Annotated in this window: 19 protein-coding genes; 9 read left to right on the forward strand and 10 right to left on the reverse strand. The window is 39.1% G+C overall.

Annotated features, from left to right (window positions below; genetic code table 11):
- The first annotated feature begins 21 nt into the window (after nt 1-21).
- The 7 genes from D1013_RS14505 (at nt 22) to D1013_RS14535 (ending at nt 6,217) form a co-directional block, all read left to right on the forward strand.
- Nucleotides 22-789 carry a tetratricopeptide repeat protein gene (locus D1013_RS14505; protein ID WP_121849519.1) on the forward strand — a complete coding sequence of 256 codons (768 nt, stop codon included), beginning with the start codon at nt 22-24 and terminating at the stop codon, nt 787-789.
- Complete coding sequence (gene ribH, locus D1013_RS14510) at nt 789-1,271, forward strand: 6,7-dimethyl-8-ribityllumazine synthase (protein WP_121849520.1); 483 nt, start codon at nt 789-791, stop codon at nt 1,269-1,271. The genes D1013_RS14505 and ribH overlap by 1 nt, the downstream gene beginning before the upstream one ends.
- A gap of 165 nt (nt 1,272-1,436) precedes the next feature.
- Nucleotides 1,437-1,730, forward strand: coding sequence for a riboflavin synthase subunit beta (locus D1013_RS14515; protein ID WP_317125476.1), 294 nt, complete (start codon nt 1,437-1,439; stop codon nt 1,728-1,730).
- A complete protein-coding gene (mutL, locus tag D1013_RS14520; RefSeq protein ID WP_121849522.1) occupies nt 1,730-3,577 on the forward strand; it encodes a DNA mismatch repair endonuclease MutL in 1,848 nt (615 codons plus the stop codon). The genes D1013_RS14515 and mutL overlap by 1 nt, the downstream gene beginning before the upstream one ends.
- The gene (locus D1013_RS14525; protein WP_121849523.1) at nt 3,578-4,312 is read left to right on the forward strand and encodes a rhomboid family intramembrane serine protease; all 735 of its coding nucleotides are present in this window, start codon (nt 3,578-3,580) and stop codon (nt 4,310-4,312) included.
- A 3-nt stretch (nt 4,313-4,315) separates the two neighbouring features.
- Nucleotides 4,316-5,185: a rhomboid family intramembrane serine protease gene (locus D1013_RS14530; protein WP_121849524.1), complete on the forward strand. Its 870-nt coding sequence runs from the start codon at nt 4,316-4,318 to the stop codon at nt 5,183-5,185.
- A gap of 6 nt (nt 5,186-5,191) precedes the next feature.
- Nucleotides 5,192-6,217, forward strand: coding sequence for an endonuclease/exonuclease/phosphatase family protein (locus D1013_RS14535; RefSeq protein ID WP_121849525.1), 1,026 nt, complete (start codon nt 5,192-5,194; stop codon nt 6,215-6,217).
- Here D1013_RS14535 and D1013_RS14540 read toward each other — a convergent pair.
- The 10 genes from D1013_RS14540 to D1013_RS14585 are packed head-to-tail and all read right to left on the reverse strand — an operon-like array spanning nt 6,197 to nt 12,653.
- Nucleotides 6,197-6,517 carry a DUF6122 family protein gene (locus D1013_RS14540; protein ID WP_121849526.1) on the reverse strand — a complete coding sequence of 107 codons (321 nt, stop codon included), beginning with the start codon at nt 6,515-6,517 and terminating at the stop codon, nt 6,197-6,199. The genes D1013_RS14535 and D1013_RS14540 overlap by 21 nt on opposite strands.
- Nucleotides 6,510-7,160, reverse strand: a complete 651-nt coding sequence (locus D1013_RS14545) for a WbqC family protein (RefSeq protein ID WP_262892099.1) — start codon at nt 7,158-7,160, stop codon at nt 6,510-6,512. The genes D1013_RS14540 and D1013_RS14545 overlap by 8 nt, the downstream gene beginning before the upstream one ends.
- Nucleotides 7,161-7,202: 42 nt before the next feature.
- Nucleotides 7,203-7,979, reverse strand: coding sequence for a sulfite exporter TauE/SafE family protein (locus tag D1013_RS14550; RefSeq protein ID WP_121849527.1), 777 nt, complete (start codon nt 7,977-7,979; stop codon nt 7,203-7,205).
- A complete protein-coding gene (locus D1013_RS14555) occupies nt 7,969-9,033 on the reverse strand; it encodes a molybdopterin-synthase adenylyltransferase MoeB (RefSeq protein WP_317125477.1) in 1,065 nt (354 codons plus the stop codon). The genes D1013_RS14550 and D1013_RS14555 overlap by 11 nt, the downstream gene beginning before the upstream one ends.
- The gene (gene mobA, locus D1013_RS14560) at nt 9,030-9,626 is read right to left on the reverse strand and encodes a molybdenum cofactor guanylyltransferase (RefSeq protein WP_317125478.1); all 597 of its coding nucleotides are present in this window, start codon (nt 9,624-9,626) and stop codon (nt 9,030-9,032) included. Before mobA ends, D1013_RS14555 begins: the two co-directional genes overlap by 4 nt.
- Nucleotides 9,610-10,083 carry a cyclic pyranopterin monophosphate synthase MoaC gene (gene moaC / locus D1013_RS14565; protein ID WP_121849529.1) on the reverse strand — a complete coding sequence of 158 codons (474 nt, stop codon included), beginning with the start codon at nt 10,081-10,083 and terminating at the stop codon, nt 9,610-9,612. The genes mobA and moaC overlap by 17 nt, the downstream gene beginning before the upstream one ends.
- Before the next feature lie 36 nt (nt 10,084-10,119).
- Nucleotides 10,120-11,103 (reverse strand): GTP 3',8-cyclase MoaA, encoded by a 984-nt coding sequence (moaA, locus tag D1013_RS14570; RefSeq protein ID WP_121849530.1) that lies wholly within the window; start codon nt 11,101-11,103, stop codon nt 10,120-10,122.
- A 33-nt stretch (nt 11,104-11,136) separates the two neighbouring features.
- The gene (locus tag D1013_RS14575) at nt 11,137-11,559 is read right to left on the reverse strand and encodes a molybdenum cofactor biosynthesis protein MoaE (RefSeq protein WP_121849531.1); all 423 of its coding nucleotides are present in this window, start codon (nt 11,557-11,559) and stop codon (nt 11,137-11,139) included.
- On the reverse strand, nt 11,559-11,801 hold the full coding sequence (locus D1013_RS14580) for a MoaD/ThiS family protein (RefSeq protein WP_121849532.1): 243 nt from the start codon (nt 11,799-11,801) through the stop codon (nt 11,559-11,561). The genes D1013_RS14575 and D1013_RS14580 overlap by 1 nt, the downstream gene beginning before the upstream one ends.
- Nucleotides 11,802-11,849: 48 nt before the next feature.
- Nucleotides 11,850-12,653 carry a DUF6503 family protein gene (locus D1013_RS14585; protein ID WP_121849533.1) on the reverse strand — a complete coding sequence of 268 codons (804 nt, stop codon included), beginning with the start codon at nt 12,651-12,653 and terminating at the stop codon, nt 11,850-11,852.
- 60 nt (nt 12,654-12,713) lie between these two features.
- Between D1013_RS14585 and D1013_RS14590 the strand changes: the two genes are divergently transcribed.
- On the forward strand, nt 12,714-13,523 hold the full coding sequence (locus tag D1013_RS14590; RefSeq protein ID WP_121849534.1) for a TrmH family RNA methyltransferase: 810 nt from the start codon (nt 12,714-12,716) through the stop codon (nt 13,521-13,523).
- A gap of 94 nt (nt 13,524-13,617) precedes the next feature.
- Nucleotides 13,618-14,844 (forward strand): M48 family metallopeptidase, encoded by a 1,227-nt coding sequence (locus D1013_RS14595; protein ID WP_121849535.1) that lies wholly within the window; start codon nt 13,618-13,620, stop codon nt 14,842-14,844.
- The last annotated feature ends 99 nt before the right edge of the window (nt 14,845-14,943 follow it).

Raw genomic sequence — 14,943 nt, forward strand, 5'->3', positions numbered from 1 at the left:
CGCGACCTATAAAAAAACAAGATGGCCACATATAAAAAGCGCGGTTTTAAACCAAAGAACAAAGTTGAGGAACAAGTAGTTGAAGAGCAAGAAAGCGCAACTGCAGAGGTGTTTAGCACTTTGGATGAAAGTGCTTCAAAAACTGAAGAGTGGGTAGCTGGCAACCAGAACTACATCTTGGGCGTTATCGGCGTTATTGCAGTAGGCGTATTGGGTTATTTGGCCTACATTCAATTTGTATCCAAACCAAAGGAGGCAAGCGCCACCAATGAAATGTACTACCCCCAGCAATATTTTGACCAAGCTATCAATAGCACCACGGCTAAAGATTCTTTGTACAATTTAGCTCTTAACGGTGCCGAAGGTAAGTATGGTTTTTTAGATATTATCGACGAGTATAGCGGAACGAAGGCGGCCAATTTGGCCAATTACTCTGCGGGAATGGCTTATTTGAACATGCAAAAATATCAAGAAGCGATTACCCATCTAGAAAAGTTCAATGGAGAAGACGATATACTTGGTGCCTTGGCCAAAGGAGGTCTTGGTGATGCATTCATGCAATTGGGCCAGCCCGGAGAAGCCCTTGAATACTACGAGAAAGCATTAAACCACAGCAATAACAGCTTCACCGCACCTAAATTTTTATACAAGGCAGGTGTCACTGCACTAGATTTAGGACAAAAAGATAAAGCGTTGACCTATTTTGAGCGTATAAAAGAAGAGTTCGCATCTTCGGACGAAGCTCGCTCAATAGACGCCTTCATCGGAATGGCCAAAAGCACTAAATAATGGCTACAGAAAATAAAAATCTTTCTGTTTACAATAAGAACACCATACCCAATGCCAAAGCTCTTCGCTTTGGCATAGTTGTATCTGAATGGAATGCCGAGATTACCGAAGGTCTTTTTGATGGTGCAAAGGAGGCTTTAATCGATTGTGGCGCCCTGGAAGAGAATATTACTAGATGGAATGTTCCCGGTAGTTTCGAACTTACATTTGGCAGCAAAAAATTGGCAACCACCCATAATGTAGATGCTATCATTGCAATTGGTAGCGTTATTCAAGGTGAAACAAAACACTTCGATTTTGTTTGCAGCGCTACCGCACAGGGCATTAAAGATTTGAACGTGCAGTTAGATATTCCCGTGATTTTCTGTGTACTTACAGATAACAACATGCAACAAGCCCGAGAAAGAAGTGGCGGCAAGCATGGTAACAAGGGTACCGAAGCTGCCATTGCCGCAATCAAAATGGCTACTTTGGGGGCTTAAGAAATAGTCTTTTCTTATTCTGTGATTTTGTAATATTCGGATTGAAAGTTTGATTTGAACTTTTCAATTCGAACAATACCTTCTTTTCAAAATTCGTTTTAACAAATTTTGGCGCGGCCAATGGGGCGTATTTTTTGATTTTAAGTACCTTTGAAGCACATGGGAATGCTAAGTAAATTCACGAAACTAAAGCGAAACAAGAAGTTCGAGTACTCCCCTCGCTATTATGATGACAAGGGCAAGGGAAATCCTTTTAAAATGGAGCCGAAATTCGATAAATTTCGTACTACCCTGAACCCGCCGAGAGGCCTCAAAGGCAAATTCGGAAGCGCATTGGACGATATGCGCCGCGAGGGAGACAGAGACCTTAAGATTCGTATGGTAATCATCATAGCCATCTTAGTTCTCATAGTGTTGTTTATTCTAGATTTTGACCTTTCTATATTCTTTCCGAAATAATGGCGGATATCATAAAACTCTTACCGGACCATGTTGCTAATCAAATAGCTGCGGGTGAAGTGGTACAGCGTCCTGCATCCGTTGTTAAAGAACTACTGGAGAATGCGTTAGATGCCGGGGCTACGATTATTAAATTAATCGTTAAGGATGGTGGAAAAGCCCTGATTCAAGTAGTTGATGACGGGGTAGGTATGAGTGCGACCGACGCGAGGCTCAGTTTTGAAAGGCACGCTACGTCAAAAATTCAAAAAGCTGAAGACCTTTTCAATCTGAATACCAAAGGCTTTCGTGGTGAGGCCTTGGCATCTATTGCGGCTATTGCCCATGTTGAAATGCAGACCAAACCGGAGGTAGACGAGGTCGGTACCCATATTAAAATCGAAGGAAGTAAGGTTGTTTTTCAAGAAGTGGCGGTCACCCCTAAAGGTACGTCAATGGCCGTTAAAAACTTATTTTTTAATATTCCCGCCCGGCGCAACTTTTTAAAATCGAATCAGGTAGAATTACGCCATATAACAGATGAATTTCATAGGGTCGCTTTGGCACACCCGTCCGTTTCATTTCATTTTTATAGCAATGGCAGCGAGCTTTTTAATCTTCCGGACGACAATTATCGAAAGAGAATTGTTCACATTTTCGGCTCCCGTACCAATGAAAAATTGGTTCCTGTTGAAGAGGAAACTCCGATAGTAAAAATCAGTGGGTTTATCACCAAACCGGAGTACGCAAAAAAAAGTCGTGGCGAGCAGTTCTTTTTTGTGAACAATAGATTTATTAAAAGCCCCTATTTACACCATGCCGTAGTCGCGGCTTTTGAAGGTCTCATTAAAGCCGACACTTTTCCAGGGTATTTTTTATACCTCGAAGTCGACCCTGGTTCAATAGATATTAATATACACCCTACCAAAACAGAGGTTAAATTTGACGATGAGCATACCCTGTATGCGATTCTAAGGTCGACTATCAAGCATAGCCTTGGTCAATTTAACGTGGCACCCGCTCTTGATTTCGAGCATGACCAAAATTTAGAGACCCCTTATGAATTCAAGAATAAATCTGCAATACAGCCCCATGTTACGGTAGATGCTGATTTTAATCCTTTTCAGGAGACGGTGAAAACCTCTTTCAAACCCACCTATCAAAAACAAAATTCAAAAGGTTGGGAAAGTCTTTATGTCGGTCTGGAATCGAAGATGGGAAGCATCGATGTTGGTAATAGCATAAGTTTTGAGTCCGATACCATAACCGGTTCTATTTTTGAAGGGGAAAAAGAGGTCAACGAATCGGTTGCCACTACTTTTCAAATTAGAAGAAAATATATTGTGACGAGTATCAAATCGGGAATGGTGGTCATTGACCAAAGTAGGGCCCACCAGCGTGTACTCTATGAAAAGTTTTTAAAGAACAGCACGGTAAAAGAAGCCGTTAGCCAGCAACTGCTTTTTCCGTTTACGGTAACATTTTCGAGATCAGAAATCAACACGTTGAGAGAAATTCAAGATGTGTTGCTATCTATCGGCTTCATTTTTGAAGAGATAAAAGACGAATCGATTACGGTAACAGGGGTACCTTTGCTTGTTGCGGAAAGTGAGGTCGGTATGATACTCGACCAACTAATTTCTGATTATCAACAAGAAGTAAATGGTGAGAGTTTTTCACAGAGTGATATTCTTTCGAAAACCTTGGCCAAAACTTTGGCGGTAAAGACCGGTGAAGTACTTGATGACCAATCGCAAATTGCCCTGGTGAACGATTTGTTCGCTTGTACCGATGCAACCGTTAGCCCTTTTAACAAACCCGTTTACATTACGATAACGGAGAATGACATTGATAAAAAATTTATTTAGATGGGAAGACTTACAGAAGCTGTAAAACATCTGCTGATTATAAATGTACTCTTCTTCATAGCTACCCAGCTTTATGGAGATCAACTATACGCATGGTTCTCATTGTGGTATCCTGAGAACCCTAATTTCAAATGGTGGCAGGTTTTTACACATATGTTCATGCATGGTAATTTCATGCACATACTTTTTAATATGTATGCCTTATGGGCTTTTGGAACGCCCTTGGAAAAAATGTGGGGGCGCAACAAGTTTCTGTTTTTCTATTTTTCAGCCGGTTTAGGTGCTGCTTTGTTGCACACAGGTGTCAACTACTTTCTATTCCATGACGGACTTCAAGCTTTGGTTGATGCAGGAATTGACAAAAACCAAGTGCTAGAGATTATCTCGGATGGAAAGTATAGCCCGGCTTGGGAGAATGTGGTCGGAGCCGATACCGTTGATAGTTTCATTAGTGCATTTACAACTCCGGCAGTTGGGGCATCAGGTGCCATATATGGTATTTTAGTTGCTTTTGCCTTTACGTTCAGTGAGGCAGAACTGATGTTGATATTTTTACCCATACCTATCAAGGCAAAATATTTTGTTCCTCTTCTCATACTTGGTGACCTGTTTTTTGGTTTTACCGGCACCGCGACGGGCATCGCCCATTTTGCTCATATAGGTGGTGCCCTGTTTGGGTTTTTAATGATGTGGTACTGGAAGAAAAACCAATTTAACGACAATCGTTGGAATTAAGATATGACGAACGGAGGATTACGATATCAATATGCAAGGTTAAGCGTCTCTGAAAAGCTTATCGCCATTAACGTGGTGGTATTTATCGTCATGGGACTCATTACTGCGTTGGTAAGCCCTATTTTCGAAAATTGGTTTGCCCTGCCAAAAGATTTCTTTGGTTTCTTAAAGCAACCTTGGTCGATTATTACCTATTCCTTTTTACATGGTGGTATTTTTCATATTCTTTGGAATATGTACATTCTGTATGTGGCCGGTAGAATATTATTGAACCTCTTCGACGGAAAAAGATTTTTGAACGTTTACTTTTTAGGAGTCATTTTAGGCGGACTGTTATTTCTCTTGAGCTATAACATCTTTCCCGCACTGGTAGGTATCAACACCTCTCTTATCGGCGCCTCGGCTGGTGTTATGGCCGTTCTGATATTTGTCTGCACCTATATTCCCAATCAAGAAGTACGATTGATTTTTTTCAACGTAAAACTATGGCAGGTTGGCCTGTTCGTGGTACTGATGGACTTAGTTCAAATACCGCTTGGGGGTAATGTGGGTGGAAGAATAGCCCATTCAGGGGGTGCCTTTTTAGGTTATATGTATGCCAGGCAGCTTTATAAGGGAACGGACATTGGCGAAGGTTTTTCCAAACTTATGGATGGCCTGGCAAATCTATTCAAGAAAAGAGAGAAAAAATCTCCCCTAAAAACCGTTTACAAAAATCGCAGAGCTAGCAATACCAACCAAAAAGCCAATAATGACAAGCAAAGCCAGCAAAAGAAAATAGACGCCATACTTGATAAAATCAGCCAATCAGGCTACGAAAGTTTATCAAAGGCAGAAAAAGATTTTTTGTTCAAGGCCGGTAAGGATGATTAGTTGATAATGAAGAAGCTTTCTTGGTTCAATAAATCGGTGTATTTTTTAAATCTTATAGTTGCCGCCCTGCTTCTTATTGCCTGTGCCGTACCTTATTTAACCGATCAGTACTTCTCATTCCTATCATTTTTAAGTTTGACGGTACCACTTTTAGTCATTATCAATTTTCTTTTTTTGTCATACTGGCTATTACAGAAAAAAAGGCAAATTTTAATTTCACTTTTTGTTTTATTGATTGGTTTCTTCTCACTAGGAACTTTTGTGAAAATTAATTTAAGCAACAAAGTTTCTACAATTTCGGACTTAAAAGTTATGAGTTACAACATCCATGGTTTTAAAGCTTTTGAAAACATGGACCGGTTAACTATTTATAATAAATTAAAGGATTTTATTGCTGCAGAAAATCCTGACGTAATAAGTTTTCAGGAGGTTAGCTATAGAATGAATGGAAATTTTATGAATTACCCCTATAGCTTCTTGAAAAGAATACCAACAGGAGACAAAGTTCACTTAGGAATATTTTCAAAATATCCAATATTAAAGGCTGAAATTATACATTTCCCAAATAGTATTAATAACGGTTCCTATGCGGACATTCTTTTCAAAAAAGATACGATTCGAATTTACAATATTCACATTCAATCTCTAGGTATTACACCAGGAACAGGAAATGTAAGATCTAAAACTCCAGAACAGTTGTATGATAAATTGAGTACTCGATTTCATAGGCAACTTAGCCAAGCCAAGATGATAGAAAGCCATAGAGCCACAACCGATTTCCCTACAATAATTTGTACTGATATGAACAACACTCAATTCTCAAATGTGTACCAAGTTCTCAAGGGCAAATCGTTAGATACTTTTTTGGAAGAAGGTGCAGGGTTAGGTAGAACATATAATCTTATGGGCCTCCCTTTAAGAATTGATTTCATTTTTGCAGATGACCACTTTGAGATATTATCGCATAAAAACTACGACGATAAGTTTTCAGATCACTTCCCCGTTATGGCTTCATTTCGTTTGAAACATTAGCAAACAATCTGCCATGTCGGCGACGATATGAATTAAAAGTGCCAAACCGACAATTCTAGTTTTCTTAAAAAACAACAAACCCAAGTAAAGTGCAATAGCCCAATAACTATGCAGGGGGTGAAAGCCGATACTACACCTGTTGGCATCAAACACGGGAGTGGCCAATAAATGATCTATATCAATCAGAATTCCACCTAAAAGTATCAATGCCACCTTGAGTCGATTACTTCTAAAGAAGCTAATGGCTATGATAATTGGCACCAAGAAATGAATGCCGTAATGAACCAAAAACCTAATCATTAAAATTCAGGTTATAGAATTGCCTTAGGTAAGTAAGGGCATTGGTTCCTTCATTGAAAAGTAAATCCAGCACACTTAAATTTTCAATAAAATTATGCCTGTCACCGAACACCTGATGATACTCATCATTTTTATAAGATACCTTTCTCTTTGCACTTACCATAACCCTCTTATCATCCATGCCTAAGGGTTCCAACATAAAAGATTCCGTTTTATCAACTGGAAAATCAACTTGTAAACAGTCGCATACGGTATGGATAGTTTCCAAATTAAAGTCGTACAGATATTTATAGCTTTTTTCAAAAAGCGGAGCTATTTCATCTTCGTAGAATTCAAAAAACGGAGAAGTTCTGTAGGCTGTTTGCAAGGTTCGCCAATGCTGCCTTTGCCACTGCTCCGAATCATCTAGAATAACCAATTTGTATTTCTGCCTTCCTTGATTGCCGCCAACATGCTGAATGGGTATGCTAAGCAGATGCTTGCCTTGATCCGTACATATATAGCTTCTATTTCTATAGGTTTGCTTTTGATAGTTATCTTCTGCTTCCCAACAAATTTCGCTCGAAACAATCATCGAAAAAGTAGCGATATTAGGAAAATAAGACGGGTGCAATAATGTTTTCAATACCAAAAAATTACTCAAATCAATCTTTTAAGTAGAAGTGCCAACTATTCAAAAATGCTTTCAGAATAACTGAGGAAGATATTTTATCAATATTCGAATACCCACCACAAAAACAAGCAATGCCGTTACCCTTTTAATTCCATTTGGGGTCAATCGTTTAAGACTGATTCTAATACCCAATTGACCTCCAATGAGAACGGCCACTACTAAAGCTATTGTTTCCTTCCACGGCAAATTTAGCATTTCTCCCTGAACAAGCCCTGCCAGACCCGATATTGAGTTTACCAGAATAAAAAAGCTTGCTAGAGCGGCTATTTTTATGGATTTATCCCAACGTAAATGATTCAGTATAGGAGCTAAAAAGATTCCGCCACCAATACCGACAAGCCCTGAAAGAAGGCCTATCGCCCCTCCTAACAAATAACTCATGTAACTAGGATATGTTTGCAAACGCTCATCTTTTCCAAGCTGTTTAAATGTCTGTCCGGCAAGAAAAACTGCAGAAACGACCAAAGAACTACCCAAAAGAATAAAAAACAAATGCTCTTGCAATCTAAAAGAGGCGCCGATAAAGGCCATGGGTACGCTGGTTATGATAAAAGGCAGAAAATCTTTCAACCGAGCATGACCATTCTTGAAATAAAGATAAGTGCTGCCTGAAACCACCACCAAATTACAGACCAATGCTATAGAGCGAATGGCAAAAAAGCCGGATAAAAAAAGAGTCAATAAGGCCAAATAGCTAGAACCTCCACCAAAACCTACCGAAGAATAAAGGGTGGCCACCACAAAAAAACCTAAACATATAAGTATTAACTCTTCTGTACTAAGAAGCATGCTGCGGAATTTGATTCATACCTCCATCAACGTTTATAAATTCTGTATTGGGCAGAATTCCGCTAAGTTTCGAAATCGCCTTTTTGCTCCGTATGCCGGATTGACAGATAACATAAACGGGGCGGTTCGAATCAATCTTATTTATGCGGCCTTCAATTTCACCAAGAGGTACGTTTTTGGCCATTTGAAGATGGTTACGCTCAAATTCCTTTTTAGTTCTAACATCAATCAATTGTAAATCATTATCAAGGGTTTTAATAATAAAATCTTCTCCAGAAATTTCCCGTAAACCGATTTCACAATCAAAGTCATAACTTCCCTTTAATTCTGAAATCAATTTATTTTCTGCCCTCAACTTAAATTTAATTTTCTGGGTGTTTTGGGAAAGCGCATCGAAAAGCAGTAATTTACCGGACAATACTTCCCCTATACCTGTAAGCACTTTTACAGCCTCAAGTGCCTGAAAACTGCCTATAATACCAGGCAATATGCCTAGTACTCCGTGCTCATTACAATCAGGCACCTCATCGGCCTTTGGCATTTTGGGGTAAAGGCATCGATAGGTGGGTCCGTTTAAATAGTTAAAAACGCTTACTTGCCCCTCGAAACCGTGAAGAGCCCCATATATAAATGGTTTATCAAGTATAACACAGGCATCGTTAACCAAATATCTAGTTGGAAAATTATCACTGGCATCTATGATTAAATCATATGCCGAAATAAGCTCTAAAGCATTATCACGATTGATAAAAGAAAGATGCTCGATAATATTCGTATCGGAATTCTGTTTACGTAACTTTTGGGCAGCTACAATTACTTTAAGCCTATTTACATCACTTTCATCGAATAATACCTGCCTATGAAGATTGCTTAAAGAAACGGAATCTGAATCAACTATTCCTAACGTGCCAACACCCATCGCATTAAGGTAGGTAAGAACAGGAACACCCAAACCACCTGCTCCTATGACCAAAACTTTTGAAGATTTTAATTTCTCTTGGCCTTCGTTTCCGAATTCAGCCAATTTTATCTGCCGCTCGTAACGTTCCATCATTCAATAGATAATTTGACCAAAGCTTCTTTATAATCTTCTTCGGAGTTCGCATTCATCAACACATTCTCATCTCGAGGAATAATAAGTTTGGCATTTTTTCTTATCAAGAATTTTCTTGGGCATGTTCCGTTTCCTTCATTTAAATAAGATGCCACTTGCTTAAGGGCAGTAGGTTCCCATATAGCACACATGGGCTCTGGCAGCGGATTTTCATGATGGGCAAAAGTCGTCGCCACCTCATTTGGGTCTCTGCCGGAAATCAATTCTTGTAACGACTGAAGATCAATCAACGGTAAATCGCAGGCCAAAACCAACCAAGCCACTTCTTCATTCTCTTCGTGGGCCGAAAGCAAACCGTTAAAAGGGCCCTTAAATTCGTCTTTATCAACAATTATATCGAATTCATCAGAGACATCGCCAACTTGATCGTTACGAAGGCTCAAATATGTGCGCTCGCAGACCCTACTTAAAAGATGATATAAATATTCTCTTTGTGGCATGCCATGGTAGGTAATCAAACCTTTATCCTTACCCATTCGAGTACTTTTGCCACCGGCCAATACCAAACCATATATCTTAGGACCTATAATCACTCTTACCTCCTGTTTTTTCGTTCAATTGTATATCGGAAATCACAATGTCGTGCGAAAGTGCCTTACACATGTCATAAATGGTTAGCGCACTAACCGAAACCCCCGTCAATGCTTCCATCTCGACCCCTGTCTTCTCGTTACACTTCACCGTACAAGTAATCTTTAAAGAGCTGTTTTCAAATGGCACGATTTCAATGTGCACTTTTGACAAACTTAATTGATGGCACAACGGAATGAGTTCTGATGTTTTTTTTACGGCCTGTATACCTGCTATTACCGCTGTTTGTATGATGCTACCTTTTTTTCCTAAAAAATCTTGCCCTGCCAATGTTTCGAACACCGATTTAGGAAAAGAAACTTTACCCGAAGCAATTGCCGTTCGTGAAGTTATTTTTTTATCTGAAACATCGACCATACTGGCATTTCCGGCTTCATCGATATGCGAAAGGTTACTCATTTAAAATTTTATTGTAATTAAACTTCAAGACTTTTATTAGCCCCCTATTGAAGTCATACTATTTTCAAAAATACCTTGGTACTTCTGTTGTGCTTCAAAGCCGGTTTTTGCCCTATTACTGATGGCTTCTAGAATTTTTTGTTTCACTTTTTGGTCCGATTTTTCTTGTCGAAAAATATTGCGAATATTCATGCTCGGCTTTGCGTAAAGGCAAGTAATGACATCGCCGGTCGCCGATATTCGAAGTCTGTTGCAAGAACCACAAAAGGTTCTGCTGAACGACGGTATAACACCGAACGAACCTTTGAAACCAGGTATTTTATAATTAATAGATGTAGACGTATCGGGTGATTCAAGCTTATAAAAATCGGGATATTGATTTTTTATGTGCTGCAAAATGGTCTTATAGTCCCACTTTATAGTTTGAAACTTCTTGGATCCCCCATTAAACGGCATTTCTTCTAAAAAACGTACGGAAACATCGTAATGCTTTGTCAGCTCCAACATCGGTAGAATGTCCTCGGTATTCTGTCCTTCTAAAGCAATAAAATTGATTCTCACCTTGAAACCTTCTGAAATCAGTCGTATCAGATTCTCATAGACAACATCATACTGATTACGCCTGGTAATTTTTTCAAATGTTTCGCGGTTAATGGCATCCATACTAACATTCACGTTTTTTATGCCCAACTCACTTAGTTCATCAATATAAGGACCAATGAGGGTGGCATTGGTAGTAACGGAAATCTCGTTTAGCCCTTTGAGAGATGCCAATTTTCGAAATAAGACCATCAAATCTTTCCTCACAAATGGTTCACCACCTGTAATTCTTATTTTATCGACACCTTGAGATACTAGCAATTCACTCAACCTACCCAACTCATCTATGGTAAACAACTTATCGCTCTTGGCAAAGTTGATTCCCTCAGCCGGCATACAGTAGTTACAACGAAGATTACAACGGTCGGTAACCGCTAGTCTTACATAATTTATTCTTCTATTGTGATTGTCTACGAGCATAAAGTTATTCTGGCTATATATTTTTGTTTCCAATTACGGGGTTGAAGATACCCAAACCTCTTTATTCTTGAAGATTTCTTTCTTCCAAATCGGCACGGTATCCTTCAATGTATCGATTAAAAATCGACAGGCTTCAAAACAACCATCTCGATGACCCGATGAAGCCCCAACGACCACTACCGGCTCTTGAACTTCTTTTCTTCCAACGGCATGTCGTATGACCACTTTGTTCAATTGCCACTTTTCACAAGCTTCATCGGCAATTTTGGCCATTTCTTTCAAGGCCATTGCCTTATAAGTCTCAAATTCTAAGGCCACCACTTGTTCGTTTTGGGTAAACTCTCTCACTGAGCCAACAAAAACACAGACACCGCCACTATTGGCGTGCGATAGTTCGTCATAGACCTGCGATACATCTATTTGATCGACAATTTCTATTTTTTTAATATGATTCATTAGCCGCCACTTACAGGAGGTATCAAAGCAATTTCATCACCGCTCACCACAGAAGTATGGTCCTCGGCATACTCACTATTGACTGCCACAGCCAAAGATGACAATTTGCCAAGCTCAGGAAAAGCCTGCCGCATTTTACCCTTAAGCTCTTTAACCGTCAACGGTTTCGGTTCTTTATCATTAAATCTGTAACTGGAACTGCCTACAATATCTTTGGCAATACCAAATAACAGTACCTCCATAATACATTCTTGTTTAAAAGTACAAATTACTTAAAAAAATGCGATTTACTAGGGCTTTAAGACGACTTTGGCATTTTCAGGCTTTTCGTAGAAAGTAGGTATTTTAGGGCTTTCTGCCAAACCAATTTTATGAAAAGTCAATGGGTCTCTTGCCCCTTTTATAGTTCTATCTTCATAATCGTGCCAGGTTATGGTCTTAGGAAGCAGCAACCCCTCAATTTCAACCCAATCGTTATAATGAATCCATTTTACATCTTTTGATTTTTCATTACTTCCGTAAGTGAACGTATACCCCAACCACTTCATCTTGAAAGTTTCAGGATCGTAATGTAAATAGTAATCATCTTTTGAAGAGGCCCCTACCCCATCATCGTAACTTATATGAATACCTGGGTACTCCTTACCTTCATACAACAAAGGCTCAGCAACTTCGTAGTTGATTCCCGGGTCGGCAAACACAAATGGCATGGCATAAAAATAAAACATCAAATTATGGTACACCGCTGCGTTACCCTTATAATCATTGTTTTCATCTTCAAGCCAAATCTCTTTTCCATCAAAACCTAAGGAAAATTTATCGGCAGCAACAACATCTTGACGTGTTTTTAAATCAATGGTATGTGTTTCGGTAATTTCTCCCTTTTCTATCTCAAACGTTAGGGTTCTTTGCTTTTTCCATGCTTTTAAAGAACCATGTGCTTCAAGTACTGAAATAAAATCTGTAGGAAATTCAGATAGAATTACTCCTTCAACTTCAATTGGCAAATCGTTCGATTTAGCAGTTTTTGAAGGTGCTTCTTTACAACTAATTAGAAACACGACAATAATAATCACAGAATAGTAACGGGTCATAAGCAAGTTTTAGGTTATAGCTTATAGTCGTTCGTACAAGCTTTTATTTACATTTGCCTCGTGCAAAATCATAAAGAAATAACAAGTGTTGGTAATGCCTTGGTGAAAAAGGCAGTTCTGCTACGTGAGAAATCTAGGGAAAGAAAAAAAAGTGGTTTTTTTATAATGGAGGGAAAGCGCGAAATACAGCTTGCGCTCAAATCTGATTACCAAATCGACACTTTATTCTATCGGCCAGAGCTATTAGGTGAAATAGAATTAAAAGAACTGACCTCTGTTTCTCAGCACCCACCTAGCCTTATTTCTGTGAGCGAGGAGGTCTATAAAAAAATAGCATATCGGGAAACAACCGAAGGAATTATCGCTTTAGTGAGACACAAGAACCACACCCTTGAAGGTTTTTCGATAAAGAATGAAAACCCACTTATCTTGGTAGCCGAAGCCCCTGAAAAACCAGGAAATATAGGGGCTCTATTACGAACTGCCGACGCAGCCAATTTAGACGGGGTAATCATTGCCAACCCTAAGACCGACATTTATAATCCTAATATTATTCGCTCAAGTGTGGGTTGTGTTTTTTCCAATCAAATTGCCATGGGGTCTACCACCGAAATAATCGATTTTTTAAAACAGAAGAAAATAGATATTTACTGCGCGGCTTTAACTGCATCCATCAACTATTCAACAGCCGACTTTACGAAATCTGCTGCGATCGTGGTCGGCACAGAAGCTACCGGACTATCGACAGAATGGTTAGAAAACTCCAGTCAAAACATAATCATACCCATGCAAGGCGAAATAGACTCAATGAATGTGTCTGTATCGGCAGGTATTCTTATCTTTGAAGCGAAAAGACAACGAGGTTTTTAAACGAAACGGACTAAAAAGTCGTTATAAAAATCTGTCAAGGCAAAACTCTAAAGTCTTGACCCCTTAAAAGAACCAAACCGCAAAACATCAGAAAGTGAATATACTATTCTACGTCATTATTGCCATACTGGTGTTTCAGTTTGTTCTTGAGACTACGCTAGACTATCTAAATGCCCGTCATTACAGCGACCCCATACCTGATGATTTGGGTGATGTCTTTGACGAGAAAGAATATTTGAAATCTCAAGACTATAAAAAGACCAATTATAAGTTCGGCTTGTTCACTTCTAGTTTTTCGTTACTGCTCACCTTAGGTTTTCTTAGTTTCGGCGGATTTGAAATGGTCGATCAATATGTTCGAAGCATTACAGAAGAGCCCATTTTCATGGCCTTGCTATTCTTCGGCATTATTATGATCGGAAATGACCTCATTACCTTGCCATTTTCGTATTATTCAACCTTTATAATCGAAGAACGTTTCGGGTTCAATAAAACATCTAAAAAACTTTTCTTCTTTGATAAGCTGAAAGGATGGTTGATGCTGGCACTATTTGGTGGTGGTATTTTAGCCTCTATCATTCTATTTTTCGAGTTGGCAGGCCCTAATTTCTGGATTTATGCCTGGGCTATTGTAGCCACTTTCACCATTTTTATGAACTTGTTCTATAGCAAGTTGATTGTACCTATTTTCAACAAACAAACGCCCTTGGAACAAGGCAGCCTAAAAAATAAAATTGAAGGTTTTGCGCAAAATGTCGGTTTTGAGCTGCAAAATATCTTTGTTATAGATGGCTCTAAACGGTCAACCAAGGCCAATGCTTATTTCTCTGGTTTCGGAAGGGAGAAGCGAGTAACCTTGTACGACACCCTAATCAACGATTTAGAAGAAGAGGAGATTGTAGCCGTACTTGCACATGAGGTAGGGCATTACAAGAAAAACCATATCATTTTTAACCTTACCGCTTCGCTGGTATTAACGGCGGCTACCTTATTCATTCTCTCTTTGTTTATCAATAACCCTGAGGTTTCTTATGCCATAGGTGTTACCAACCCAAGTTTTCATGCAGCATTAATTGGGTTTGCCATTTTGTACAGTCCGATTTCTGAAATTACAGGACTCATTATGAATCACCTGTCCAGAAAGTTTGAATACCAGGCAGATGATTATGCTAAATCTACATATGCCGCTCTGCCATTGATCAGTTCTCTAAAGAAACTATCGAAAAACAGCCTGAGCAACCTTACCCCGCACCCGGCATATGTATTTATGCATTATTCGCATCCGCCTTTAAGCAAGCGTATTGCCAATCTCAAGAAATAAGGTTTTAAAAATACTTTCTCACAAGACTTACTAAAATCACCGAACTATAACGTTTGATAAGTGTTTCGGCCGATTCAAGGGCATAATTTTTGTTGTGTA

Origin of the sequence: Euzebyella marina (assembly GCF_003687485.1) — a bacterium.
GTDB lineage: Bacteria > Bacteroidota > Bacteroidia > Flavobacteriales > Flavobacteriaceae > Euzebyella > Euzebyella marina.

What these genes read in the sequence shown, in the direction of transcription:
- D1013_RS14585 (WP_121849533.1), bottom strand. Translation starts at nt 12,653, where the DNA reads ATGACCCGTTACTATTCTGTGATTATTATTGTCGTGTTTCTAATTAGT.
- moaA (WP_121849530.1), bottom strand. Translation starts at nt 11,103, where the DNA reads ATGCTCGTAGACAATCACAATAGAAGAATAAATTATGTAAGACTAGCG.
- D1013_RS14525 (WP_121849523.1), top strand. Translation starts at nt 3,578, where the DNA reads ATGGGAAGACTTACAGAAGCTGTAAAACATCTGCTGATTATAAATGTA.
- D1013_RS14515 (WP_317125476.1), top strand. Translation starts at nt 1,437, where the DNA reads ATGCTAAGTAAATTCACGAAACTAAAGCGAAACAAGAAGTTCGAGTAC.
- D1013_RS14505 (WP_121849519.1), top strand. Translation starts at nt 22, where the DNA reads ATGGCCACATATAAAAAGCGCGGTTTTAAACCAAAGAACAAAGTTGAG.
- D1013_RS14535 (WP_121849525.1), top strand. Translation starts at nt 5,192, where the DNA reads ATGAAGAAGCTTTCTTGGTTCAATAAATCGGTGTATTTTTTAAATCTT.
- D1013_RS14555 (WP_317125477.1), bottom strand. Translation starts at nt 9,033, where the DNA reads ATGATGGAACGTTACGAGCGGCAGATAAAATTGGCTGAATTCGGAAAC.
- D1013_RS14530 (WP_121849524.1), top strand. Translation starts at nt 4,316, where the DNA reads ATGACGAACGGAGGATTACGATATCAATATGCAAGGTTAAGCGTCTCT.
- D1013_RS14575 (WP_121849531.1), bottom strand. Translation starts at nt 11,559, where the DNA reads ATGAATCATATTAAAAAAATAGAAATTGTCGATCAAATAGATGTATCG.
- D1013_RS14580 (WP_121849532.1), bottom strand. Translation starts at nt 11,801, where the DNA reads ATGGAGGTACTGTTATTTGGTATTGCCAAAGATATTGTAGGCAGTTCC.
- D1013_RS14550 (WP_121849527.1), bottom strand. Translation starts at nt 7,979, where the DNA reads ATGCTTCTTAGTACAGAAGAGTTAATACTTATATGTTTAGGTTTTTTT.
- ribH (WP_121849520.1), top strand. Translation starts at nt 789, where the DNA reads ATGGCTACAGAAAATAAAAATCTTTCTGTTTACAATAAGAACACCATA.
- moaC (WP_121849529.1), bottom strand. Translation starts at nt 10,083, where the DNA reads ATGAGTAACCTTTCGCATATCGATGAAGCCGGAAATGCCAGTATGGTC.
- mutL (WP_121849522.1), top strand. Translation starts at nt 1,730, where the DNA reads ATGGCGGATATCATAAAACTCTTACCGGACCATGTTGCTAATCAAATA.
- D1013_RS14540 (WP_121849526.1), bottom strand. Translation starts at nt 6,517, where the DNA reads ATGATTAGGTTTTTGGTTCATTACGGCATTCATTTCTTGGTGCCAATT.